Source organism: Enterococcus sp. DIV0774 (assembly GCF_050539095.1).
GTDB lineage: Bacteria > Bacillota > Bacilli > Lactobacillales > Enterococcaceae > Enterococcus > Enterococcus faecalis.
On the sequence record NZ_CP172923.1, the window covers coordinates 1,317,764 to 1,342,070 of the forward strand.

Sequence of the window (24,307 nt, forward strand, 5' to 3'; positions counted from 1 at the left end):
GCTACTTGATTGTATGTAACAGCTTTATGTGATTAGTATAACACATAACCTTTTAGATGCAAGCGTTTTTTTATTATTTATTGCACTTTCTTAATAAATAAATGGGGAGCAAAGATTATAAACGCTGATATATAAACATTTATACTTGTGAAAATAAGAACGATTTATAGTTGTTATCACTTGTGAAAAATGTACTTCTGTATTAAAAACAGCAGCCATCTGTATTAATACAGATGGCTGCTGTCGAGATATTTATAACACAGTTTAGTTTGTTTGTTCTTCTTCAATTACTGCAGAATGCATCTCGTGGACTTCCATTACTTGGCCATCTTTTTGTTCATCGATGACAAAGGAACCGTTGGATGTTCGTTCGCTGATTGGATAGTTTTTCGACTGAATAACTTCTTGTGTGCCTTTTTGCGTAGTAACTAATAAATCTAAATCGGTACTTTCAGACATAAAGACAACACGATGTGGATTTTTCTTCAATTCCCGTAAGACCATTAATCCACGTTTTGCTCGTCCTAATTGTGTTAATTCTTGGGCTAACATGCGTTTAACACCGCCACGTTGGGTAACAATAACAATCGGTGTATCCCCTTCAGAATGAACCAGTAAACCATTAACGACATAATCGTCTTCTTTGAGGTTCATTGACTTAACTCCAGCCGCTTTACTACCTACAACAGGTACTTCATATAATGGATAACGTAAGCCAAAACCGCGATTGCTAACGAGGAAAACATCCAATAAGTCTTGATCATTTGTTAAATAAACATTGGTAATTTCATCTTGGTCTGATTTTAATTTCATACAAGATGTCGGGCGGCTCTTATAAGTGCGCCAAGGCTCAAAATCAGCCATTTTGGTTTGTTTAATCATGCCAGCTTTTGTAATGAAAACAAAGGTTTTTGTCGGACTTAACTCTTTATAAGGATATACAGCAATAATCGATTCATCGATAGCAAGATTTAAAATGGTTTGAGAAATATGTTCGCCAATTTCTTTCCAGCGTAAATCTGGCAACTCATGGACGGGGCGATAGATCATATTTCCTTTATTTGTCACTAGTAAAAGATGATCTAATGTATTGACTTCGCCAGCATATAGTAAAAAGTCGCCTTCTTTCATGCCGATTTCTTCTGGTTTTGATGCTGTATAAGAACGAATACTACTCCGCTTGATATAGCCTTCGTGCGTCACGGTTACGACCACGTCTTCCTGCGCAACTAACACGGCTGTTTCAATCTTGATTTCTTGGATTTCCTCTTCAATTTGAGTTAAGCGCGGATTGCCATATTGCTTTTTAACTTCGCGAAGTTCTTTTTTCATGACTGAGAATAGTTCTTTTTCATTGTTTAAAATATTCAATAACTCAGCAATTTGTTGTTCTAAAGTTTTTGCTTCTTCTTGTAAATCAGTAATATCCGTATTGGTTAAACGGTATAGCTGTAAAGTAACGATTGCTTCAGCTTGTTCTTCAGTAAACGCATAGTCGGATACTAAGTTCTTCTTCGCATCTTTTTTATCTTTACTGCCACGGATTGTTGCAATCACTTTATCTAAGATAGACAATGCTTTAATTAAACCAGCAACAATATGCTCACGTTTGCGAGCTTTGTCCAACTCAAATTGACAACGGTTAATGATAACTGATTTGCGGTGCGTAATGTAACTTTCTAAAATCCGTTTTAGTCCCACTTGTTGCGGGGTCATGTTGTCGATGGCTACCATGTTAAAGTTGTAATTGATTTGCAATTCAGTGTTTTTAAATAGATAATTTAAAATACCTTCTGCATTGACATCTTTTTTTAGTTCAACAACAATTTGCAAGCCAGTTCTGTCACTTTCGTCACGAACTTCGGCAATGCCGTCTACTTTTTTATTTAAACGGATTTCATCCATCTTCTTCACTAGCGTTGCTTTGTTGACTTCATAAGGAATTTCAGAAATGACAATTTGTTGTTTGCCGCCTTTTAAGGGCTCAATCTTTGTCTTCGCACGTAAAATTACTTTACCACGGCCGGTTTCGTAGGCTTTTTTAATTTCTGCTTTTCCTTGTAGGATCCCACCTGTTGGGAAATCTGGTCCTGGAATGTATTCCATTAATTTCTCTAAACTTGCATTAGGATGATCAATTAAATACACGGTCCCATCAATAATTTCCGCTAAATTATGTGTAGGAATTTCTGTTGCATAACCTGCTGAAATCCCCGTTGAGCCATTTACCAATAAATTAGGATATTTGGCTGGTAAAACAGTGGGTTCTTTTTCTGTATCATCAAAATTCCAGACGAAATCGACGGTATTTTTGTCGATATCTTTTAACAACTCACCACTTAACTGTGATAAACGAGCTTCTGTATAACGCATCGCCGCTGGTGGGTCGCCATCCATACTTCCGTTGTTTCCGTGCATTTCAATTAGTACTTCCCGTAATTTCCAGTCTTGACTTAGACGGACCATCGCTTCATAAATACTACTGTCGCCATGGGGATGATAATTCCCCATAATGTTTCCGACAGATTTTGCTGATTTACGAAAGCCTTTATCAAAGGTATTGCCGTCTTTATTCATTGAAAAGAGAATGCGGCGTTGTACTGGTTTTAGCCCATCTCGAATATCTGGTAGGGCCCGTTCTTGAATGATGTATTTGGAATATCTTCCAAAACGATCGCCCATTACTTCTTCAAGGGTTAATTCTTGAACTTCTTGGCGTTTTTCCAAAATTGTCACTCCCTACTCTATGTCAAACAAACTGATTTCAGTGTCATCGGTTTGTTCTGCTTCTTTTGTTTTTTCCGCATCTAAAAGACTTTCTCCTGTTGGTGCAGAAGTGTCTTCTTCTGAACGATCTAAAATACTGCCATCTTCTTCCAACGTAAATTGAACATGTTGTTCAATCCATTTTCGACGAGGTTCGACTTTGTCGCCCATTAATGTGGTCACACGGCGTTCTGCTTGAGCTGCATCATCAATCCGAACACGAATTAAGGTTCTAGTTTCAGGATCCATCGTTGTTTCCCAAAGTTGTTCTGCATTCATTTCCCCCAGACCTTTATAGCGTTGGAGCATATAGCCTTTACCAACTTTATCAATCACTTCTGCCAATTCACCATCGGTCCAAGCATACTCAATGACTGATTTTTTTCCAGTTCCTTTAGAAACTTTATAAAGAGGTGGTAAGGCAATATAGACTTTGCCGGCTTCAATTAATGGTTTCATATAACGATAGAAGAACGTTAATAGCAACACTTGAATATGGGCACCATCGGTATCCGCATCGGTCATGATGATGATTTTATCATAATTACAATCTTCAATTGAAAATTCAGGACCAACGCCTGCGCCAATCGTATAGATCATAGTATTGATTTCTTCATTTTTCAAGATGTCTTGCATTTTCGCTTTTTCCGTATTAATGACTTTTCCTCGTAGCGGTAAAATGGCTTGAAATTTCCGGTCGCGTCCTTGTTTTGCTGAACCACCGGCCGAGTCTCCTTCGACAAGATATAATTCATTTTTCTTAGGATTTCTGGATTGAGCCGGGGTTAATTTTCCAGAAAGTAACGATTCGCCTTTTTTCCGTTTTTTACCGTTCCGGCTTTCTTCACGAGCTTTGCGAGCCGCTTCACGGGCTTCACGGGCTTTAATCGCTTTCCGAATTAATGATTGACTCATTTCACTGTTTTCTTGTAAATAGAAGCCCATTTGTTCGCCTACGACGTTATCGACAACGGTTCTTGCTAAAGGTGTGCCTAATTTCCCTTTGGTTTGACCCTCGAACTGTAGTAAGTTTTCTGGTACTCGAATTGAAAGGACAGCTGCTAAGCCTTCACGGAAGTCGCTACCTTCTAAATTTTTATCTTTTTCTTTTAATAGTCCTACTTTACGTGCATATTCATTGTACGCCTTCGTCATTGACGTTTTCATACCGACTTCGTGGGTACCGCCATCTTTTGTGCGGACATTGTTAACGAAAGATAAAACATTTTCAGAATAGCCATCGTTGTATTGGTAAGCTAATTCAACTTCAATACCTTCTTTGGCTCCTGAAAAATAAACAACGGGTGTTAATGTATCTTTTTCTTCATTTAGATAGGCAACAAATTCTTTAATGCCTTCTTCGTAGTGGAAGACTTCTTCTTTGGGTTCTTCCCCACGTTCATCCGTTAAAGTAATTTTGACGCCTTTTAATAAGAAAGCTGATTCTCTCAAACGTTCTGCTAAAATTTCGTAAGAAAAATTTGTCGTAGAGAAAATGGTGTCGTCAGGTAAAAAAGTAACGGAGGTGCCGTTGCGTTTTTTTGTTTTGCCGATTTTTTTTAAGGTACCAAGTGGTTTACCGCCGTCCTCAAATCGTTCCATGTATTCTACGCCATCACGAACAATATGAACTTCTAACCACTTAGATAAGGCATTAACAACACTGGCACCCACCCCATGGAGTCCGCCTGAAGTTTTATAGCCACCTTGGCCAAACTTACCACCCGCATGTAAGACAGTAAAAATGACTTCTACTGTTGGGATACCAGAAGCATGCATCCCTGTTGGCATTCCGCGGCCAGAGTCTGCAACACAAATACTATTATCTTTTTGGATAGTTACGTTGATTTCATTCCCGTAGCCAGATAACGCTTCATCGACTGCGTTATCGACAATTTCATAGACTAAGTGATGGAGTCCACGGCTATCGGTTGAACCGATATACATACCAGGTCTTTTCCTCACTGCTTCCAATCCTTCTAGGACTTGGATAGAGGCATCATTGTACTCATTGTTAATTTTTTTAGCCAAAGAAAAAACTCCTTATACTTAGATTCTCGTTTAGTTAATAAGCGTACATTAACTATTTCTTAAAGAATTAGAAGAAGAGTGAGCCGGTTTCTTGCGTTTTCCGTTCGCTCCTTCTAAAACCATCATTACAATAATACTCTATCTGGGTCAAAAAAAAAAGAGCTTTCCGTTCAGGACGCTCTTTCTTTATAAAATTACACGTGTTTATTCAGCATCTGCCATTTTTGCCAATTCAATTTTAATACAACGGTTCATAATAACTTGACGACCTTCATTTAATAACAAGTTCGCTGCCTCTTCATTTTCCAAACCTAGTTGGGCCCAAAAGACAGGCGCTTCTGTTTTCAATGTTTCTGCGGCCACTTCTGGCAAAAATTCACTCCGCCGAAAGACGTCAACAATATCAATCTTTTCAGGAATCTCTGTTAATGTCCCATAAACCGTTTCGCCAAGCACCGTTTCACCTTTTAAAACTGGATTGACAGGCAATACACGATAGCCATGTTGCTGTAAAATTTCCGCAATTTTGTAACTTGTGCGGTCGGGCTTGTTACTCAAACCAACCACCGCAATATTTTTTGCTTGTTTTAAAATATCAAAAATTTGATTTTGACTTGGATTCTCAAATGTCATTCACTCAACCCCTTTTTTCGTTCTTATTTATTATAACGCTGAGTAAAGGGTTTTTGCAAAATTATTCTCTGACTGCCGGTAAAATAATTATTGGCTTTGCCAATCTGCTGGATAAGTCACGTAGACAAAGCGGGCATCACCCGTCACTGAAAATTGAATTTTGCTACTTTTCGGGATTAAAATAATTTCACCGGCTGTTGCAGAAATTTTACGTCCGTCAATCAGTATATCTAATTGTCCTGAAATAATATAATCAATTTCATCGTATTCTAGTGTCCAGTCGAAGGTGGTATCTTTCATCACCATTAAACCGCAACCAAGGCGCGGGCTTTCTTCTAAAGAAAACAGATCTTTTGTGTAAACAATGTCTGCTGGGTTGCCTGTATCTAAGCGGTCGTCTTCTGTTACGTCGATTTCGGGTAATTTGATGGACATAATTCCACTTGGATCCACTTGTTTAGTCGGCATTAATTTTTCTGTGACAATTTGTCGAACAAGCGTTTCAATCATTTCACGATTTAATTCTGTCATATTTACACCTCATTATTTCACTTCTGTTTCGGGTTTCCCTAGCATTCGATTTGCCATAAAGATAGCCACAAAAATGGCGGTAATCCCTCCAACTAATTTGCCAACAATCATTGGAAAAATCATTTCTTTTGCTACGCCTGCAGTAAAACCAAGGTGGTCACCTAAAACGAAAGAAGCCGAAACAGCAAAAGCGATATTAATAATTTTTCCTCGATTATCCATGTCTTTTAACATTTGGAACATGGGAATATTGTTAGCTAATGTAGCAACCATTCCTGCAGCCGCTACTTCATTCATTCCTAAAACTTTTCCTAGTTTCATCAATGGTTTATTAAAGACTTTCGTAATCACAGCGACTAAACAGAAAGCGCCAGCTAAAGTTAAAGCAATCCCGCCAACGACTTCAATTCCTTCAGTAACTGGTGCAATACCAGGAATCACTGTAATTCCTAATAATAGTTGAATCGCCCCCACAACTAAACCAAAGATAGCGACAATCACTACGCCTTGACCAAAAATTTGGAAGCCTTTAATCATGCCTTTTGGCGCTAACCATAAACCTAAAATAATTAAAGCGGCAACAATAATAATTGGAATTAAGTTAGGAATAATCAATGACAATGGCATGCCAGCTGTTAAACCGCCTGCTAATAAACCAAAAGGAATTGTAATAATCCCGCTCAAAACACCTGTTGCTAAGAATTGTTGGTCATCTTTTTGGATAATGCCAAGCGCTACTGGAATTGTAAAGACTAACGTTGGCCCCATCATTGCACCTAAGATTGCCCCCGCAAATAAACCAGCTTGTGGATCATTGGCTAATTGTTGCGCTAACGCAAAGCCGCCCATATCATTAGCCAATAAGGTTGTGGCAAACATTGCTGGATCAGCCCCTAGTAATTCATAGACAGGAACGACAATCGGGCTTAAAAGATTGGCTAAGACAGGCGCTAAAGTGATAATCCCTACCATAGAAAGCGCTAGAGAACCCATAGCCATAATCCCTTCCTCAAATTGCTCCCCTAAACCTAGTTTGTTGCCAATACATTTATCGATTCCTCCAATAATCATGAAAAGAACCATAATATACATAATAATTTCATTAATGCTCATGTCTCGTCCTCCCTATTCTTCCTCTGTAGAATCAATGACACCAACAATCATTGCATCAATTGGGACATTCGGATCTTCTGCCGAAATACGGGCAGCATTGCCTTGACTAATTAACACTTTGTCCCCGACACCAGCTCCAGCGTTGTCAGCAGCAATTAGAAATCCTTGCTTTTCGTCCTCTTGATTCAAAATATCAACCATCATAAATTTCCAGCCATTTAATTTTTCATCTTTTCTTGTTGACCAAAGGCTACCAGTCACTTTTCCTAAAAGCATCGTTTTTCCTCCTTACGTCAGCAATTGATGTTTCCGAGCATAATCTTTCGCTAACGGGGTTAAATAGGCGTTTTTACTTAAAGAAACACCTGATTCTGTCATTCTTATCAATTGTTTTTCAGTAATGTAGGTTCGTTTGGTCTCAGCCAAAGAACGAAGTTGTTTTTGACAGGCCGCCTGAAACACAGCGTAATTTTCTGAATCATGATAAAAAATCAGCCCAAACTGTTGGCACATGTCCACGTTTTCCTGAATCGTTTGTTTCAAACGATACTTCAATAGTGAATTTTTAGTCACTGAAGGTATTGGGGTTAAAACCAATACCGGCTTACCTTCAAATAAGAATGCTAAGATGTTTTTGACTAATTCATCCGTTTCCTGTAAATGCGCAATCGCATTTACTTGGGAAATCGTTAGCCTCTTTACAACCAAGCCTCGTGCTAGCTTCTGCTCCTTGGTTACCCAATTTACATCAGGAAAACGAACAAACATTTCTTCAGGAAATGCTTCTTTTGCTTCTGCTAAAGCCACTGAATAAGACGACGACAGCAATTGTTGGCAAATTCGATCAGTAATCTGTTGAATCAAATTTTCCATTTCAGAAACGTTCATTGTCCTTCCTCCTTTTACTTAAGAATATAGCCACGAGCTCCTTTGGTTAAGCCGCAAGCGTTGGCTTCATCGTAGTCAATGTGCATGTACGTTGCAAATCGCGGACTGATTCGCACAACTACATCATCAAAGATTAACGGACGTGTGCCTTCCACTTTGACTTGCACAATTTGACTATTGCTTACTTTATTTTTCAAGGCGTCTTCGGGTGTCATGTGAATATGACGTTTGGCAACAATTAAACCGTGACTTAATGTCACAACTGCTGATCCGTTCATCAGCGTGACGCCTGGTGTCCCTTCTGTCTTTCCACTCTCTCTAACTGGGGCATTAATTCCTAAAATACGTGTATCCGTCATAGAAACTTCGACTTGTGATTCGCTACGTTCAGGGCCTAAAATAACCACATTTTGAAAAAGTCCTTTAGGTCCAGCAACCGTAATTCGTTCTTTACAAACAAACTGTCCAGGTTGTGATAAATCTTTCACTTTTGTTAGTTGATATCCCGGTCCAAATAATGCATCAATCTCTTGACGAGACAAATGAACATGTCGGCCAGAAGCTTCAACTTCAAAAGTATTTTGTTGTTGTTGCTGAATTCGTTTAACAACTTCTTCAACAATTTCATTCATTGAATCCAATTTGTTCATCTCCTAGTTTCGTGATATTTCAGCCATGGTGCTAATTAATTCTGTAGCCCAAGATTGAAAAAGGCCGAACAGTTGTGATTCTCCTTTTAACTGGAGAATAATTTTATCTAGTTGTAATTGAATTTCTTTTGAGGAATAGCGCCATTGTCTCTGTTGGTTAGTTAGAATAGTTACCTTTGATTCCAAAATGACTGGTTCCATTACAATCGACTGTTCTAAAATAAACTTCTCTAACCACTGTTGTTGTTGTTCGAAATATAACCAACCTTCTGTTGATAACGCTTCATTCGTTAAGAAAGGCAAATACAATAGATGGCTTAAGTGCCGAATCTCATAAATTGTTTCTTTTGATAAATGTTCTTGTTTTTGTTTTTGTGAGGAGGCCTTCACTGAATGAACCTCAGAAAGCAATGGGTTTGTTGAAGAGAAGCTGCTATTAATCCGATGCTCGCGTAGATAGCTTTTGGCGGCTGGCGTCAGAAAACTGCCTACAGGAAACACAAAATCCGTGCCATCTTCTAGTTCTTTTTTTAGCCTTTTGTTGCGAAGCATATCTTCTGTAATAACTGTCATAACACCCCTCCTCAATGAAAGTTTAGGACAGAAGTAATGAACCTACCTCTGCCCCAAAAAATCAAAATTATAATTCAGTTGTTGCGTGTGGTAAAATAGCGTCTACTTCTGTATGTGGACGTGGAATTACATGGACAGATAATAATTCGCCAACACGTTCTGCTGCAGCAGCACCAGCATCTGTTGCTGCTTTCACGGCACCAACGTCACCGCGAACCATTACTGTAACTAAACCGCCACCGACTTGTTCTTTTCCAATTAAAGTAACGTTTGCCGCTTTCACCATTGCATCGGCTGCTTCAACAGCACCTACTAAACCACGAGTTTCGATCATTCCTAAAGCATTTGTACTTGACATTATAATTTCCTCCTAAGATGTATGTTTTATTTTTAAAAATTTGGGACAATTAGCAATTTGACTTAGGTCCCAAACCCTAAATCCAATAATTCATTTGTTTTACTCTTACTCGCTCGTTTCTTGTTAGTTTAAGCGAGCTAAAACTTGAGCCACCACGGCATTTACTAGTTCTTCTTGATTGGTTGTTTCGCAAGAAGTAGCCACAGATGTGGTTGATGTTTGACCAAATTCTTGACGAATCTCTTCTAAATCACGCACGCCATATGCAACACGACGTAAATTGAACAGATTTTCAACCCCAATATTATCAGAAGTTGAGCTGCCACCAACTGCGCCACAGCCAAGTGTTAATGCTGGCACTAAGTTAGTTGAAGCACCAATGCCGCCAAGTGTACCAGAGGTGTTAACAAGCAAACGAGAGACGGGTTTTCTTAAGCCAAATTCACGAATGACTTCTTTGTTTTCTGTGTGAATACCCATCGTATGACCCGCACCTTCACCTTTCAAAATTTCAATTGATAACGCGCAAGCTGCTTCCCAGTTTTCAACTGTATAGAAAGCAATAATCGGTGCCAATTTTTCTCTTGAAAATGGATATTTCAAGCCTACATGTGTTTCCTCGGCAACAATTAAGCGGCGATCTTTTGGAATAGATAAACCAACTAATGAAGCAATATGTTGAACGGAACGACCCACGATTTGCGGGTTCATTGTACCGTTTGGTCGTAAAATAAATTTAGCTAATTTGTCGGCTTCGGCTGGACTTAAGAAATACGCGCCCTGCTTAATTAACTCTTCTTTGACCGCTTCACGGTTGACAGTTTCAACAATAATTGATTGTTCCGATGCACAAATTGTACCGTTATCGAAAGTTTTTGAATCCATTATTTGTTTCACTGCATGAGGAACATTTGCGCTTCGTTCGATGTAGGCTGGTCCATTACCAGGCCCAACACCGATTGCTGGTGTTCCAGAAGAGTACGCTGCTTTAACCATTGCGTTTCCACCAGTAGCTAAAATTAAATTTGTTTCTTTATTTTTCATTAATTCGCTGGTCGCTTGCATGGTTGGCGTTTTGATGACCGAGACACAACCTTCTGGTGCCCCTGCAGCAATAGCCGCTTTTTGGATAATTTCCACTGTTTCAATAATCGATTTCAACGCATTGGGATGTGGTGAAAAAACAATGCTGTTGGCAGCTTTTAATGAAATTAATGCTTTGTAAATGACTGTTGATGTCGGGTTGGTAGAAGGAATTAATCCTGCAATTACACCCACTGGGACAGCAATTTCAGTGACTTTTTTGGCAGCATCATCATGGATCACACCAACTGTAGCTTTGTCCTTCATTTCGTCATATACTACTCTTGAAGCGAAAGCATTTTTGATGATTTTATCTTCATAGATACCAAATCCTGTTTCTTCATTGGCCATTTTCGCTAACTTTTCTCGTTGGTTAAATGTAGCCTCTGAAACCGCTTGGACAATCGCATCGATTTGTTTTTGCGAAAATGTTGCTAATACTTGCTGTGCCTCTTTGGCTTTTCTGATTAAATTTCTTGTTTCTTGGATGGAACGTAAGTCTTTATCTACTAATTCCACTCGTCTTCACTTCTTTCTATTTCAGCCATGATTGCTTGAATTAAAGCTTCTTTATTGGCAAATTTAATCTCACTTTTCTTTAAACTACTTAGGTTCATTTTGTAGGCTTGTTTGCGTAAATCAACCACGCGTTGTGTTTCTAATTTTTGGCGTGTGCCTGTGTGTTCTTCCAAATCTGGTGTTTCAATCTCTTCTTCAATTACTTCTACTTGTTCCATCGGTTCAGGTGCTGACTTGGGTTCTGGATCTGATAAAATCACTTCCGTTTGAGCATCAACCCGTGAGATCACATGATGAGCAATTAAACAATTTAATTCTTTAGCTACTTCCGTTCCTACTTCAACGGCAGCTTGAACCGCGGCAACGTCACCAATCAGTTCCACAGTTGTTAAACCGCCATTAATAATTTCAGCTTTTAACAAAGTAACGTCGGCGGCTTTCAATGCCGCATCGGCCACACTAATGGCACCTAAAAATCCTTTGACTTCGACCATTCCTAATGCTTTCATTCAGGTCACATCCTTAATAACTCAACGGATTGTCAGCGATATTTTGAATGACTTGTTCAAACGCACTGCAAGCAGCTTTACATGCAGATTGACTACCTGTCAATAAGGCACCGCCAAAGTTCGTTTCAGAAGGTGGGCCATAAAAGACACCCATTTGAACATCGGCAGCTTTCATTGCTGCATCTAAGCCAACCATTGCTTCTAGCGGTGGTGCAATCAGATAAGCAATCGCTTCACCTTCAGGAATATTCGCTTGTTCAGATAAAAAGCTACCCGTTCTTGATACTACATGTGCAAAATAAACAATACTGTCATCTTCGTTAGCACTATAGAAGCTGGCTTCTTCTTCAATGACTTGCGTAATGACACTCAAGCCACTATTGACTTCAGCAGGACTCGGACCAGCAATAATGCCAATCACTTCACCGGCTAATTTGGTTGAAGCATTTGCTGCGCCAGCATACATACTTTTACCGTAAACTACAGTAACATCGGCGGCTTTGGTTGCTTCATCTAATGCAACATAAGTGACATCATCACAATCGGAAGTAACAATTCCTAATGAGCGATGTTCTGGTTTCAATGATAATTCTTTTGCTAATGCCGGATCGACATTGGGAATGACTTTCATACTTAGGACATTTGCGCCTAGACGATCATTTTTCATGAGAAATCCTCCTTTATTCAGCTTCTTTTAAATCAATACCAGATTTTTTCTTGTCTAACATTTTTTTGATAATTTCGGCAATGTAGGCCCCTGCTTCAACAGCCGGTGTCCCACCTTTGTGAATATTTGAAATAACTGTCCGCCGTGCTTCTGGCATACCGACAGTTGGTTTGTAAGCAATGTAGGCACTCATAGATTCAGCTGTTACTAAACCAGGACGTTCGCCAACTAGCAAGCAAACAACATCAGCGTCAGTGATTTCACCAATTTTATCCATTGCTGGCACGCGACAATATTTAACAAAAACTACATTGTCGAAATCTAAGTTGTACATGTTTAATCCTTGTTTAATTGCTGGTAGGACTTCTTTAATATTCGCTTCGATAGCAGCTGAACTAAGGCCATCCCCTACGACCATTTGGATTTTGGCTTTTGGTGTCGTATTTTTCCGAATGATTTCACTATTTTCTTCATCAAATTGACGACCATAATCTGGACGTGTTAAATATTCATCTTTACTGTTACAGATTGTTTTTGTAGAAATAAAATTCATTTCTTTTACCAAGTCTTCGCTTACGTCTGAAAAGACCGCATCTTGTGCTGCCGCATGGTCCGCTCGGAAACGTAATGTTGAACTAGTCATATAACGCGTCCCTGCACGACCAACGCCTAAACGAGCTGGCGAGAAAGCTTTCATTTTTAATAGTGCTTCAGGATCTACGGCATTTTTCAATAGTAATTGTTTACGTAAATCTACTTCAGTAATGTCAGGAATTAGGCCTTCTTCAATTTCTGTCGTTTCAGTGACGTGTGTTGTGACTGGTTTTTCTTCAGCAGTCACAGTGGCAGTCGAAACCGCTTGATTGTCAGCGACCATTTCTGTTAAAATTCCGGCAATCATTTCTTTTAATTCTTTTTCGTTCATTTGTATTCTCACCTCGTTTATTTAATAAATACAGATGCATCGCCAGCGCGACTTGTTAATTTTCCGTTTTCCATTAAGCCCATTTTTTCCATCCATTCTTCAAATTCTTTAATTGGACGTAAGCCTAATGTTTCACGAATCGTCGCAGTTTCATGGAACCCAGTTGTTTGATAATTTAACATGACATCATCGCCATGAGGAATCCCCATGATATACGTACAACCAGCTGTTGCTAATAACATTGCTAAGTTTTCCATATCATTTTGATCAGCTTTCATATGGTTGGTGTAGCAGACATCACAACCCATTGAAATTCCAGTTAATTTGCCCATGAAATGATCTTCTAAACCAGCGCGGATGACTTGTTTTGAATCGTAAAGATATTCTGGTCCAATAAAGCCGACAACGGTATTTACAATATACGGATCAAATTTTTTGGCTAAGCCATAACAACGCGCTTCCATTGTCACTTGGTCTGCGCCAAAGTTCGCTTCAGAAGAAAGTTCTGAGCCTTGACCTGTTTCAAAATACATCACATTAGGACCAGCTGCTTGACCACTGTGAAGCGCTAAATCTTGTGCTTCAGCTAAAATTTCTGCATTTAAACCAAATGCTGTGTTCCCTTTTTCTGAACCAGCGATGGATTGAAAGACTAAGCCAGTTGGCGCGCCTTGACGCATGGCTTCCATTTGTGTCGTTACGTGAGCAAGCACGCAAGTTTGTGTTGGAATTTCCCATTCGCTACGGAACTCTTCAAATTTGTTTAAGATCCGTTTAACACTTTCTGTAGAATCATCAACAGGATTCAAACCAATTAAGGCATCACCGGCGCCATAAGAAAGACCTTCCATAACTGATGCCATAATGCCATCGACATTATCGGTTGGATGGTTCGGCTGTAAACGATTTGAAAAAGTTCCGGGACGGCCAATTGTTGTGTTGGCGGTTTTTTCAATATTGATTTTTTTTGCGCCAACAATTAGATCCATGTTGGACATTAATTTACAGACAGCAGCAATCATTTCAGAAGTGAGTCCACGGGAAATTCGTTTGATATCAAAATCGGTTGTTTCCGAAGATAAGATAAATTCGCGTAATTCTGCAACTGTCCAATGTTTAATACTTTCAAAAATTCGCATATTGACTTGGTCAATAATAATGCGTGTCACTTCGTCTTCGTCATAATCAACAACGGGATTGTTAAACAAGTCATTTAAGGACAATTCCGATAAAACGACTTTCGCTGCCACGCGTTCTTCGGCTGAATTAGCAGCTACGCCAGCTAACTTGTCGCCAGACTTTTCTTCATTGGCTTTGGCTAAGACTTCTTTAACGGATGTAAATTGATAGACTTTGCCAAATAGTTTGGTTTTTAAAATCATCTTTGTGTCGCTCCTTTTTAATTAAATACTAAGGTCTTAACAATGACTGGAAGGACGGCCCCTTCTGCCACTGGTAAGCCGATATCTACATAATCACCGTTTTCTACTTTGACCGAGTCAAGACAGATAAACGGATAGTCTTTTGGCAGATGGGCACTTAAGGCATGCCCTAAAGCTTTCGCCATGTCTTCATCCACCATAACAATAATGGGAATTTGTTCAGCAACTAAACTAGCTAATCCTTCCACAATCCCTTGACCATAGCGTTGAATATCAGCAAATGTTGGATTGCTCATGCCTCTAATTGCTAGGGCAATCTGGGGTGTTTCTTCAATACGATGCCAATTGAGTTTTTCTTGGATTCGCTGGCCTAATTCTGTCACAGTAAGGGTTTCATCCTCTTGCGCTAATTTTAGAATTGGGATATTTTTTACCGGCAAAATTTGCTCACGATAAGCGATCGTGCTTCCGCTAATTTCAGCAGTATGTGAACCTGCTCCGACGACCGTCGCTCGAATTGTTTCTGCGCTTTCTAAGACTTCTTTTTCCGAAAAAATCAGTGACTTTCTCAAGTATTTCCCTAAAAGTAAGCCGATGTCCCCATATTTAAAGAGATTCGTACTTGTCGTATTTAAGCAATCAGCCACACCACCAGAAAATGTTACAATTGGTAATTCCTCACCTTTTCGTAGTGGATGGTTGGTTACTAATAACTGGTAGAACGGACTTTGTGTCCCCAAGCCAATGCTATTTTCTAACACGGCAACTAATTCCGAAATAATTGGCAGTAAGTTTTGTTCGGTGGCTTGGTCACCAAGGTGCAAGGTTAGCCCTTTTTTATTTATAATTTCTTGAATTTTCGGAGCTATATAGGTGATTTTTTGTTGTTGATCTAATTTAATTAAGCGTCCGCCAATGTCAAAACAAGCCGTGTCAATCACTTCGCCATCTTTAAAGACAGCTAAATTTGTCGTTCCACCACCAATGTCTAAATTAACCACTGGTTTGCGTTTCGTTTCAGAATAAGTTTGAGCCCCAGCGCCTTTTCCGGCAATGATACTTTCTAAATCAGGTCCAGCCGTAGCAACGACAAAATCACCTGCATAGCCACTAAGTGCTCGTAGCACATTGTTGGCATTGCTTTTTCGAGCAGTTTCACCTGTGATAATTACCGCACCCATTTGAATATCTTGTTTATGAATGCCTGCTTGGCAATATTGCTCCGCTACAAACGCTTTGATAGGTTCTGCATCAATTTCTGATTGGTTAAGTAAGGGTGTAAAGATAATGTCACTTCGGTAAATGACTTTTTTATCAGAAATGCTGATACGTGGTACTGTAAACGCAGAGGCAAAATTTTCAACAGTTAATTCTGACAAGACTAATTGGGTTGTAGACGTCCCTAAATCAATCCCTACGGTTAAAAGTGTTTCCTTCGACATCGCCTGACTCGCCTCCTTTTGCATACAAAAAGGCACTTAAAGAATCGTTAGAAAATTTCTTTCTACTTTTCTTTAAGCGCCTTTGCTTAATCAATGAACAACATCACTGGTGTTCTGTTCGAAATAGAAACAGGTTTTAGTTCCCTGTTTATTGGATTCAATTGTAATTTTTCCTTTTAATTTATCTTTTACGTAGCTTTTGACAATCATCAAACCTAAACTGGTCTCGTTACTTTGATGAACGTCATAGCCTTTACCATTATCTGTAACAGTAATGGTAATCATTTTATTATCTAATGTTCCACTAAGTTTAACAACGCCACTTGTTTGTGGCTCAAATGCATGATCAAAAATGTTTTGTAATAGTTCGTTGACAACAAGGGAAATGGTGACCATTTGTTCGCTAGAAACCATAATGGCTGGATCAACATCCATCATCATCTCAATGGGTTGTGCGCCTTGAAAAAGATGTCTAAAATTATACATCACTGCTTCCAATGTTTGCCGTAAAGCAACGTCATCTTTGACTTGTTTTGACAGCAATTCATGGGTGGCTGCAATCGCCATAATTCGATTGACACTTTCATGAAGGACTTTCTTTGCTTCGGGGCTTTGCGTTCGCCGTTCTTGAATACGCAATAAGGAAACCACCGATTGCAAGTTATTTTTAACACGATGATGAATTTCACGAATCGCAACAGATTTGGAAATAATTTCCGCTTCTTTTTCTTTAAATTCTGTATTGTCTTGAATAATCATAATCAGTTGTTCCTCTGATGCCAACCACACTTTCCGAACCTTAAAATAATAATTAAGGTAGGTCGTTTTGCTTTCAATTGGTTGATTACTCATTTTATATTTCATTTGATACAACACATATTCAAAAGTTGTATAATCGATGGACAAATTGTCATAACTCATTCCAATGATATTATCCCGATAACCAAGTTTGCGATAAAGCTCTTGTGCATTGTGATTGGTAATTAATAAGTGACCCGCCGCATCAAAAATCAAAACGGCTTCTGCCAATTGATCAATAAATAATGCGTCGACTTGACTAGTTGATTTCGCTACTTTTGCTAACTGGCAGTTATTTAGCTCCTCTTTTTGTAAGTCCGCTTGAATCTCTTCATCTGCCGCAATCTCGACAATAATGACACCAATCGTTCGATGTTCATTGCGAATGGGATAGATATTTTGCTTAATCAAACGATTTTCCTGAGTCACTGCTAACAAACCAATGCTATTTAAGCTAGTCTGCATGGTACGCAGAACACCAGGTTCATTTTTTAATAAAGCTTCCATCCCGACGACATCTCCGCTATATAAAGAAGTTGTCTTCGCAGGCGGCTTATGATAAACGACTAGTGCTTGCTGTGACATTTCCTTATACACATCAATAAAAACATCTGCACTTTGATACAGTGTCGTCGAAGAAAGATAACGTGCTGTACGTTGTAATTCTTTAATGTCTGATTCTGAAAGATTGGTATATTGGTGACATAATTGCTCTAATCGTTTCATTTATTCATCATCCATTACAATCAATTCTGCAATTTCACTCATACGTGCGCGTTTGTTCATACTTAACGTACGCAACATTTGGTAGGCTTCTTCTTCCGATATATGATTTTCTTTTACAAGAATACCTTTGGCTTTTTCGATAATTTTACGTTCTTCTAATTTTAAACTTAATTTATCGATTTGATTTAGTAACAGCTGCGTTTGTTTGCCTCGTTCAATGCTCATTTCAATTGTAGGTATTAATGATTTTTCGTCTAGAGGTTTAACTAAATAACCCAGTGCACCTAATTTTTTAGCCTTGTCCGTATTTTGTACGTCACTGTATGCAGATAAAAAGACAATACTACTGGCTAGTTGGTCTTGAACAATTTTTTTACCTGCTTTTAGACCATCTAAAATTGGCATTTGAATGTCCATTAATACTAAGTCAGGTTGTGTTTTTTTACATACTTCAATTGCTTCAAAACCATCGGCCGCTTCACCGACTACTTCGTACCCTGCTTCTATCACAATATCACGAATATCGAGTCTCGTAATAGGTTCATCATCGACTATTACAATTCGTCCATCCATTTTCTTCACGCCCTTGTCCTTTCAACGCTATGTTCTGGTAATTTTACAAGTTACAGAAAAGTTTAAAATCTGTTGTAAACCTTCAATCACCGCTTGTAAGGCTGCTTCCACTGAGCTTACGTCACCAGAAATGACTACCGATCCAGAAAAACGATCAATAAAACCGATTTGGATATCTCCGCTTTTAGTCGCAATATCAACAGCGATAATTGCCGCTTCGCTCGGAGTGATTGTCAAAATACCTAGTGCATTGCTGGTGCCTTCTGGCAATCCTAATTTTGTATAAATTTCTTTATTAGGACTAGCAATGATGTGCGCTAACGTTACTTGTTTCCCAGGAACATATTCTTGAATCATTCGTTGTTTTTCTTCCAACCAGACTCGCTCCTTTAATTTAGCAAATAAAAAATCCTCAATAAAAAACGTAAAGGTTCCACTTTCGCTTTCTACTAAGGAGCTTCTTTGCTCTTAAATTTTGAAGCACGCCGTTGTGCTACCCACATTATATGTTATCGATTTCATCCTGTCAATCGCTTATAAGATAGAATTTAAAATTTTTGTCACTTCTGCTGCTGTTGGTTGGACAGGATTTGTTTTGGTGCAGCCATCCATCAATGCGCCTTCAGCTATTTTTGGGATCGCAGCTTGGACTTCTTCTTTTGGTAAACCATAGTCACTAAAAGTGGCAGGCATGTTTAATTTTTGACGGAGTTGCTTGATTTGTCGAATAAATTGTTGAACACCAATCCGTGCATTAGTTGTCTGTGTATCATTTAGACAATTTGCTAACTGCGCATAACGTTTAGCTGTTGGTTCGTTGGTGACTTTGCCATTCGCTAAGCCACTGTTATATGCAATGACTTCCGGTAAGAGCATCGCATTCATTCGTCCATGTGGCACATGTAAACGCGCACCGGCCGCATGAGCAATGCCGTGATTCAAGCCTAATGAAGTAACATTAAACGCCATCCCTGCCATACATGAAGCTAAATGCATATTTTCACGGGCTTGTTGGTTGCTACCCTCATTAAAGACTATTTCTAAATTGTCGAATACTAGGCGAACGACTTTTTCGCACAACGCATCTGAAATCGGATTTGCTTCTGTTGAAACATACGCTTCAATAACATGCGTTAAGACGTCCATTCCTGTATCCGCTGTGATTTTTGGTGGCACACTCATCACTAAATTTGTATCTAAAATCGCAATTTCTGGTTGAATTTCATCCGTTACAAGCGGGATTTTGGTGCCAGTTTCAGCAATCGTAATCACTGAAAAATTCGTAACTTCTGAACCAGTCCCACTAGTTGTAGGAACCGCAATAAACTCAGCAATCTGAGTTTGCAAAGTACGTTTGCCAAAAAATTTCATTGCTTTGGCCGCATCAATAGCGGATCCCCCACCTAAAGCTAATATCGTATCTCCTTGAAATGTCGCTAACTGCTTAATTCCCGCAGCAATCTTATCAATTGGTGGATCGGGGATGATATCACTAAAAATTTGCCATTCACTTTTTGTTAAATGCTTTGTCACTTCATTCACAAATCCAGAGTCAACCATGAATGGATCTGTGACAATGAAAACACGTTTATCATGAAGTGTTTCCAAATTGGCTAATGCGCCTTCTCCTACCCATAGTTCGGTAGGGAAATGAATTGTTTTCATCTCAATTCCTCCTTAATAAAATACAAAAAGACACTTCAAACAAACGAAAAATCATCTGTCTGAAGCGTCTTTGCTTCCTTATGTATACGCCATTGTACACGAAACCTTATCCATAGAGTACAACGCCTTTAATTAATTGTCAATAAAAAAAGGGAATATAGCAGTACGTCATTGTACCTGAAATCTCCTTCAACATTGAAAGACCAGCCCAAAATTCCCAAAAGCACTTCCTCGTGCCATTAATTGGATTAATACAAATATCTTGGGCTGGATTTTCAACACAAGCGTTGTTAAGAAACATCCTGTTTTGCCTCGAAACAGCATGCCCAATAATGAAAAAATGAAAAGACCTGACTTAAAAGCAACCTTGCTTCTTCACAGTGGCGGGACCGTGCCAGATTCTCACTGGCTTCCATTCATATTTTTCATAAAATATTCGTTTAATCTATCTGAAATTTACCATAAGTTTTTTAGAAAAGCAACTGTTTACAATCCATCTTCTTTAATTTTATGGAAAACCTTTTCGCTTCGTTCATAAAAAACATCAGGTCGTTGTGCTTGAACATTTAAATAGCGAGCCAACGCATAAAAATAATCTGATAAACGATTGGTAAAAATTAATACCTCTTCGTTAATTTTGGCTGTCCAATTTAAACGAACAATGATGCGTTCTGCGCGCCGTGCAATCGTCCGAGCCACATGAACCATACTGGCTGCTGGGGTTCCGCCAGGTAAAATAAAACGATCAATATCCGGTGATTGTGCAGTGTAGAAATCAATCCGCTGTTCTAGCCAATGCACACTTGCCTTTTGTAATTTAAATGGTCGTTGTGCTTCAATCGGTGTTGACAAATCTGTTCCCGCATCAAAAAGTAAATGTTGTAAAGCTTCCAGTTCTTCTTTAATTTCTTGATTTTCTTGTGGAAGTTGGCTGATAATATAGCCGACCCAAGAATTCAATTCATCAATCGTTCCATAACTTTCAACTCGATCAGAATCCTTAGCGACGGTTGAGCTGCCGACTAATTTCGTCATTCCCTTATCGCCAGTTTTTGTATAAATTTTCATTCTGCTTCATCCTCCTCTAAATAATCTACTAATTCTTGCAAGCCAATTTTTTCAACAGAAGAAATTTCAAAAATTCTTGTTGCACCCGCACTTTTTAATTGTTGCCGAACAATCTCTAACTGCTGAGAATCTTGTGCTAAATCAATCTTGGTTAAAATACCAATGATTTCTTTCGGGAAAATACTACCAAATCCTGGTGAAAAAACTTGTTGTGTTTCTACAGCACTTTGAACCAAACCAATCACATCTGCTTCTGCCGCTGTGACGTTTAACGCATTATAATATTGTCGATGCAAAATAAACTCGCCCGGTGTATCAATCATTTCTGTATGAAATTCCACCGCCTGTGTTTTATCATAAATTAATTCTTTGCCTTGCAGAGCTTGACATAACGTGGTTTTGCCACACCCGATAGCTCCCATTAGAATGATTCGTTTCATCGCTACCTCCATAAAAAAGGAGCCCAAAGCAAGTACCATCACGTACTTAGTCTTGGGCTCCTTTGCCGATTTGTTAAAACACGCCATTGTGTTTCTGATTCTTTGCCTTCATCTTACCTGTTTCCAAAAAACTTGTCAAAATTATTGAATAGTTTCCCAAACTTTATGTTGTTTCTGAAAATATGAGACAATATCTGTTTCAAAAATTGTTTGTAAAAATTCTTTGGAAACCAACGTTTGAAAATCACCTTGCGCGGCCACTTTCCCTTGCTTCATAAACACAATTTTTTCACTTAGCGTTAACGCTAAACGGATATCATGAAACACCCCGATTAACGTTTTCCCTTCTTGCGCACTCCACTCATTTAACTGCTGAATCAATTCTTGTTGATACCGAATATCCAAATGATTATTGGGTTCATCCAATAAAATAATTTCTGGATCTTGTACAAATAATTTAGCCAAAAATACTCGTTGTTGTTGTCCTCCTGAAAGCTGATTGACAACTTTATCTTTTAAAGGCAATAAACCCGTGCGTTCTAAATAATAAAGGACTCGTTCTTTTTCTTGTTTAGAAACAATAGGTAAAAAACGTTGTGCTTGTTGTCGATACGCCCCCATCAAAACTGTTTCGTAAACCGTATAATCAAAAGCAACTGTCGTGAATTGACTCATCATCGCTACTTTCGTTGCCAATTCCTTCCGCTTTTGTCCATGAACTTCTTGACCATCAATTAAAACAGAACCACTATAAGGGACAAGTCCGGCAATCGTTTTTAAAAGTGTCGTTTTACCGCAACCATTTGGGCCTAAAATACAAGTTTTACTACCTGTCGGAAAAACGAGGGAAATATCTTTTAAAATGGGGGTTTGTTGGAGTGTTACAGCTGTTTCTTTTAATTCAATCATGCAGCAACGCCCCTTTTTTTAAAGTAAATATACAAGAAGAATGGCGCTCCAATCAAGGCTGTTACGGCCCCGATGGGAATTTCTCTTGGTGATAAAATCGTGCGGGCAATTGTGTCCCCTATTACCATGATGGTCCCACCTAAGATTGCTGAACCAGGAATCAGCCAGCGATGAGTCGCCCCTAGATAGCGACGGACAATATGTGGTGCTATTAAATCAACAAAACCAATCACACCGACAAATGAAACCGCACTTCCTGCTAGTAAACTAGCCAAAAGAATAATGCGTAGTTTTGCTGTTTTGACTTCTACTCCCGCTAACATCGCATGTTCTTCTCCTAAACCGAGAACATCCAATGCGTTGGCATCAAACCAAAGAAACAGACTGCTGACAAGCAAGATTGGACAATAAATAGCAATTTTTTGCCAATTACTGCCAGAAAAACTACCCATTTGCCAAAAGACTAATTGTTTCAAATAATCTTGGAAAAGTGCTGTAATCAACGTCAAAATAGCACCGACAAACAAGGTCATAATCATTCCTACTAAAACAACTGTTTGATTGGACATTTGACTATCCATTGTTTGCGTAAATAACAAAACTAAAAAGACCGTTGCTAAGCCAAAGATAAAACCAGTTAAAGGCAATAAAAATGCCCCTAAGATCGAAGCAGTTACTCCAGTTACCATGATTAACGCAGCACCTAAGGATGCTCCCGCTGATACGCCCAAAGTATACGAAGAAGCTAAAGGATTACCTAAGAGTGATTGCATCACCGTGCCACTTACTGCTAAGCCTGCGCCCACGAGATAGGCCATCACGACACGCGGTAACCGAACATTCCAGATGATTCCTTCTAAAATCCCGTCTTCTGAAACCGTCTTTTTCACTAAAATTTGAAGCAAATCCGTTAACGAAATCTGAACACTTCCAATTTTAATACCCAAAAAGAGCATGCTCATACTGATCAAGAGCATCAGTATGAGACACGTTTTTTTACTCATCTTTTAAATCCTTATATTCCTCTGGATAAACAGCTTTTGCCATTTGTTTTAATGCTTTGGTAATGTGGTTATTTGGTAAAGAGCTAGACTTGTTATCGATTTCGAAAACTTCTTTGTTTTGAACTGCAGGAACGCTTTCCCAGTTTTTACGAGCTAAAATTTCTTTGGCGGGATCTTTTATATAGTTAACATTGGTTAAAATGACTTCTGGTTTTGCAGCAATGGCCGCTTCTTCTGTCACTGGTAACCAGCCTTTTTCATTTGCCAAAACATTTTTTGCCCCAATTGTTTCAATCATTTCATTTAAAAATGTCCCATTACCAAAGCTATAAATGTCTGGTAAGGCAGCTACTTCAAACAAAACAGTTTTTGGTTTTTTAATGGTTTTACCAATTTTGGCTACTTCGTCGATTTCTTGATCCATTGTTTTGATTAACTTTTGTCCTTTTTCATGTTCAGATAAGCTATCCGCGATGAATTGGACGTCTTCTTTGATTGCTTTGATACTTGTACTAGTGGGGATATTAACGACTGTAATTCCAGCATCTTCCACTTGTTTCCAAACACTTTCTGAGCTAGCTAAATTGATGTCATTCACATAAACAATTTGTGGTTTCAAGGCAATCAATTTTTCGGCATCGACAGCCATCATATCCATTTGTGGTAATTTTTTTAAATCAGTCATCATTGTACTACTTTGAGTATCAACTGCGATTAATTGGTCGGTTTTACCTAAGTCTTCAATCACTTCTGTTGTTGATGGTACTAGGGAAATAATTTTGGTTGCTTCTTTGGGTAAAGTAATTTCTTTGCCGCTACGGTCTTTGGTTGGTAACGTTACTTCTGTTTTTTCAGAAGAGGTAGTTGCTTTCTTTTCCTGTTTGCCACACCCTGCTAAGCCAAGTGTTGCTACTAAACCTAAAGTCATCATTGTTAAAGTAAATTTTTTCATTTTTTCATCCTCGCATTCGTCTATTTTATTTTGGGGAAAATTTTCTGAAATGAACCTCCTTTGTCTCAACGTCAAAACAATACAAAAAAACCACTTTTTTCT

At 38.8% G+C, this 24,307-nt stretch carries 25 protein-coding genes and 1 riboswitch; all 25 genes read right to left on the reverse strand.

What is annotated here, in order from left to right; genetic code table 11:
* Window positions 1–264: 264 nt before the first annotated feature.
* The 25 genes from parC to IGL86_RS06530 all read right to left on the reverse strand — a co-directional run bounded on the left by parC (window position 265) and on the right by IGL86_RS06530 (window position 24,274).
* Complete coding sequence (gene parC, locus IGL86_RS06410; protein ID WP_002357527.1) at window positions 265–2,727, reverse strand: DNA topoisomerase IV subunit A; 2,463 nt, start codon at window positions 2,725–2,727, stop codon at window positions 265–267.
* 12 nt (window positions 2,728–2,739) lie between these two features.
* Window positions 2,740–4,797: a DNA topoisomerase IV subunit B gene (parE, locus tag IGL86_RS06415; RefSeq protein WP_033625905.1), complete on the reverse strand. Its 2,058-nt coding sequence runs from the start codon at window positions 4,795–4,797 to the stop codon at window positions 2,740–2,742.
* 204 nt (window positions 4,798–5,001) lie between these two features.
* The gene (locus IGL86_RS06420; RefSeq protein WP_002363980.1) at window positions 5,002–5,430 is read right to left on the reverse strand and encodes a CoA-binding protein; all 429 of its coding nucleotides are present in this window, start codon (window positions 5,428–5,430) and stop codon (window positions 5,002–5,004) included.
* Between the two features lie 87 nt (window positions 5,431–5,517).
* Window positions 5,518–5,961 (reverse strand): ethanolamine utilization protein EutQ, encoded by a 444-nt coding sequence (locus tag IGL86_RS06425; protein ID WP_002357522.1) that lies wholly within the window; start codon window positions 5,959–5,961, stop codon window positions 5,518–5,520.
* A 12-nt stretch (window positions 5,962–5,973) separates the two neighbouring features.
* A complete protein-coding gene (eutH, locus tag IGL86_RS06430; protein WP_002357520.1) occupies window positions 5,974–7,074 on the reverse strand; it encodes an ethanolamine utilization protein EutH in 1,101 nt (366 codons plus the stop codon).
* A 12-nt stretch (window positions 7,075–7,086) separates the two neighbouring features.
* Entirely contained in the window at window positions 7,087–7,350 is a 264-nt protein-coding gene (locus IGL86_RS06435) for a EutN/CcmL family microcompartment protein (protein ID WP_002357519.1), read from the reverse strand.
* Between the two features lie 12 nt (window positions 7,351–7,362).
* Window positions 7,363–7,962, reverse strand: a complete 600-nt coding sequence (locus tag IGL86_RS06440) for a TIGR02536 family ethanolamine utilization protein (protein ID WP_010823696.1) — start codon at window positions 7,960–7,962, stop codon at window positions 7,363–7,365.
* A gap of 14 nt (window positions 7,963–7,976) precedes the next feature.
* The gene (gene eutD, locus IGL86_RS06445) at window positions 7,977–8,612 is read right to left on the reverse strand and encodes an ethanolamine utilization phosphate acetyltransferase EutD (protein WP_002357516.1); all 636 of its coding nucleotides are present in this window, start codon (window positions 8,610–8,612) and stop codon (window positions 7,977–7,979) included.
* Between the two features lie 3 nt (window positions 8,613–8,615).
* Window positions 8,616–9,185: a hypothetical protein gene (locus IGL86_RS06450; protein ID WP_002357515.1), complete on the reverse strand. Its 570-nt coding sequence runs from the start codon at window positions 9,183–9,185 to the stop codon at window positions 8,616–8,618.
* A 67-nt stretch (window positions 9,186–9,252) separates the two neighbouring features.
* The gene (locus IGL86_RS06455) at window positions 9,253–9,543 is read right to left on the reverse strand and encodes a BMC domain-containing protein (protein WP_002357513.1); all 291 of its coding nucleotides are present in this window, start codon (window positions 9,541–9,543) and stop codon (window positions 9,253–9,255) included.
* A 123-nt stretch (window positions 9,544–9,666) separates the two neighbouring features.
* On the reverse strand, window positions 9,667–11,145 hold the full coding sequence (locus IGL86_RS06460) for an acetaldehyde dehydrogenase (acetylating) (protein ID WP_033625903.1): 1,479 nt from the start codon (window positions 11,143–11,145) through the stop codon (window positions 9,667–9,669).
* Complete coding sequence (locus IGL86_RS06465) at window positions 11,136–11,654, reverse strand: BMC domain-containing protein (RefSeq protein ID WP_002357510.1); 519 nt, start codon at window positions 11,652–11,654, stop codon at window positions 11,136–11,138. Before IGL86_RS06465 ends, IGL86_RS06460 begins: the two co-directional genes overlap by 10 nt.
* 13 nt (window positions 11,655–11,667) lie before the next feature.
* Window positions 11,668–12,321 carry an ethanolamine utilization microcompartment protein EutL gene (gene eutL, locus IGL86_RS06470; protein ID WP_002357509.1) on the reverse strand — a complete coding sequence of 218 codons (654 nt, stop codon included), beginning with the start codon at window positions 12,319–12,321 and terminating at the stop codon, window positions 11,668–11,670.
* Between the two features lie 13 nt (window positions 12,322–12,334).
* Entirely contained in the window at window positions 12,335–13,246 is a 912-nt protein-coding gene (eutC, locus tag IGL86_RS06475) for an ethanolamine ammonia-lyase subunit EutC (protein ID WP_002363986.1), read from the reverse strand.
* A 17-nt stretch (window positions 13,247–13,263) separates the two neighbouring features.
* A complete protein-coding gene (locus IGL86_RS06480; RefSeq protein ID WP_002357506.1) occupies window positions 13,264–14,628 on the reverse strand; it encodes an ethanolamine ammonia-lyase subunit EutB in 1,365 nt (454 codons plus the stop codon).
* A 17-nt stretch (window positions 14,629–14,645) separates the two neighbouring features.
* A complete protein-coding gene (gene eutA / locus IGL86_RS06485) occupies window positions 14,646–16,094 on the reverse strand; it encodes an ethanolamine ammonia-lyase reactivating factor EutA (protein ID WP_050443844.1) in 1,449 nt (482 codons plus the stop codon).
* Window positions 16,095–16,160: 66 nt separating this feature from the next.
* A complete protein-coding gene (locus IGL86_RS06490) occupies window positions 16,161–17,594 on the reverse strand; it encodes a sensor histidine kinase (protein WP_002357504.1) in 1,434 nt (477 codons plus the stop codon).
* Window positions 17,595–18,167: an ANTAR domain-containing response regulator gene (locus IGL86_RS06495; protein ID WP_002357503.1), complete on the reverse strand. Its 573-nt coding sequence runs from the start codon at window positions 18,165–18,167 to the stop codon at window positions 17,595–17,597.
* Window positions 18,168–18,194: 27 nt separating this feature from the next.
* A complete protein-coding gene (gene eutS, locus IGL86_RS06500) occupies window positions 18,195–18,542 on the reverse strand; it encodes an ethanolamine utilization microcompartment protein EutS (RefSeq protein ID WP_002345864.1) in 348 nt (115 codons plus the stop codon).
* A gap of 159 nt (window positions 18,543–18,701) precedes the next feature.
* Window positions 18,702–19,832 (reverse strand): 1-propanol dehydrogenase PduQ, encoded by a 1,131-nt coding sequence (locus IGL86_RS06505; RefSeq protein ID WP_033625900.1) that lies wholly within the window; start codon window positions 19,830–19,832, stop codon window positions 18,702–18,704.
* A 292-nt stretch (window positions 19,833–20,124) separates the two neighbouring features.
* A riboswitch (adenosylcobalamin (AdoCbl) riboswitch) is annotated at window positions 20,125–20,274 on the reverse strand.
* A gap of 44 nt (window positions 20,275–20,318) precedes the next feature.
* Window positions 20,319–20,900: a cob(I)yrinic acid a,c-diamide adenosyltransferase gene (locus IGL86_RS06510; RefSeq protein ID WP_002365686.1), complete on the reverse strand. Its 582-nt coding sequence runs from the start codon at window positions 20,898–20,900 to the stop codon at window positions 20,319–20,321.
* Window positions 20,897–21,340, reverse strand: a complete 444-nt coding sequence (locus IGL86_RS06515; RefSeq protein WP_002363995.1) for a EutP/PduV family microcompartment system protein — start codon at window positions 21,338–21,340, stop codon at window positions 20,897–20,899. Before IGL86_RS06515 ends, IGL86_RS06510 begins: the two co-directional genes overlap by 4 nt.
* A gap of 141 nt (window positions 21,341–21,481) precedes the next feature.
* Window positions 21,482–22,249, reverse strand: a complete 768-nt coding sequence (locus tag IGL86_RS06520) for an ABC transporter ATP-binding protein (protein ID WP_033626002.1) — start codon at window positions 22,247–22,249, stop codon at window positions 21,482–21,484.
* Window positions 22,246–23,253 (reverse strand): FecCD family ABC transporter permease, encoded by a 1,008-nt coding sequence (locus IGL86_RS06525; RefSeq protein ID WP_002361862.1) that lies wholly within the window; start codon window positions 23,251–23,253, stop codon window positions 22,246–22,248. Before IGL86_RS06525 ends, IGL86_RS06520 begins: the two co-directional genes overlap by 4 nt.
* Window positions 23,246–24,274: an ABC transporter substrate-binding protein gene (locus IGL86_RS06530; protein ID WP_050443850.1), complete on the reverse strand. Its 1,029-nt coding sequence runs from the start codon at window positions 24,272–24,274 to the stop codon at window positions 23,246–23,248. Before IGL86_RS06530 ends, IGL86_RS06525 begins: the two co-directional genes overlap by 8 nt.
* Window positions 24,275–24,307: the final 33 nt, after the last annotated feature.

Bases quoted from the DNA above. Each gene is read 5' to 3' on its own strand.
- IGL86_RS06455 (WP_002357513.1), bottom strand. From the start codon at position 9,543: ATGTCAAGTACAAATGCTTTAGGAATGATCGAAACTCGTGGTTTAGTA.
- IGL86_RS06520 (WP_033626002.1), bottom strand. From the start codon at position 22,249: ATGATTGAATTAAAAGAAACAGCTGTAACACTCCAACAAACCCCCATT.
- IGL86_RS06450 (WP_002357515.1), bottom strand. From the start codon at position 9,185: ATGACAGTTATTACAGAAGATATGCTTCGCAACAAAAGGCTAAAAAAA.
- IGL86_RS06435 (WP_002357519.1), bottom strand. From the start codon at position 7,350: ATGCTTTTAGGAAAAGTGACTGGTAGCCTTTGGTCAACAAGAAAAGAT.
- IGL86_RS06420 (WP_002363980.1), bottom strand. From the start codon at position 5,430: ATGACATTTGAGAATCCAAGTCAAAATCAAATTTTTGATATTTTAAAA.
- IGL86_RS06490 (WP_002357504.1), bottom strand. From the start codon at position 17,594: ATGAAACGATTAGAGCAATTATGTCACCAATATACCAATCTTTCAGAA.
- IGL86_RS06510 (WP_002365686.1), bottom strand. From the start codon at position 20,900: ATGAAAATTTATACAAAAACTGGCGATAAGGGAATGACGAAATTAGTC.
- IGL86_RS06425 (WP_002357522.1), bottom strand. From the start codon at position 5,961: ATGACAGAATTAAATCGTGAAATGATTGAAACGCTTGTTCGACAAATT.
- IGL86_RS06495 (WP_002357503.1), bottom strand. From the start codon at position 18,167: ATGGATGGACGAATTGTAATAGTCGATGATGAACCTATTACGAGACTC.
- IGL86_RS06525 (WP_002361862.1), bottom strand. From the start codon at position 23,253: ATGAGTAAAAAAACGTGTCTCATACTGATGCTCTTGATCAGTATGAGC.
- IGL86_RS06465 (WP_002357510.1), bottom strand. From the start codon at position 11,654: ATGAAAGCATTAGGAATGGTCGAAGTCAAAGGATTTTTAGGTGCCATT.
- IGL86_RS06440 (WP_010823696.1), bottom strand. From the start codon at position 7,962: ATGAACGTTTCTGAAATGGAAAATTTGATTCAACAGATTACTGATCGA.
- eutL (WP_002357509.1), bottom strand. From the start codon at position 12,321: ATGAAAAATGATCGTCTAGGCGCAAATGTCCTAAGTATGAAAGTCATT.
- IGL86_RS06505 (WP_033625900.1), bottom strand. From the start codon at position 19,832: ATGAAAACAATTCATTTCCCTACCGAACTATGGGTAGGAGAAGGCGCA.
- IGL86_RS06480 (WP_002357506.1), bottom strand. From the start codon at position 14,628: ATGATTTTAAAAACCAAACTATTTGGCAAAGTCTATCAATTTACATCC.
- eutH (WP_002357520.1), bottom strand. From the start codon at position 7,074: ATGAGCATTAATGAAATTATTATGTATATTATGGTTCTTTTCATGATT.
- eutA (WP_050443844.1), bottom strand. From the start codon at position 16,094: ATGCAAAAGGAGGCGAGTCAGGCGATGTCGAAGGAAACACTTTTAACC.
- eutD (WP_002357516.1), bottom strand. From the start codon at position 8,612: ATGAACAAATTGGATTCAATGAATGAAATTGTTGAAGAAGTTGTTAAA.
- eutC (WP_002363986.1), bottom strand. From the start codon at position 13,246: ATGAACGAAAAAGAATTAAAAGAAATGATTGCCGGAATTTTAACAGAA.
- IGL86_RS06515 (WP_002363995.1), bottom strand. From the start codon at position 21,340: ATGAAACGAATCATTCTAATGGGAGCTATCGGGTGTGGCAAAACCACG.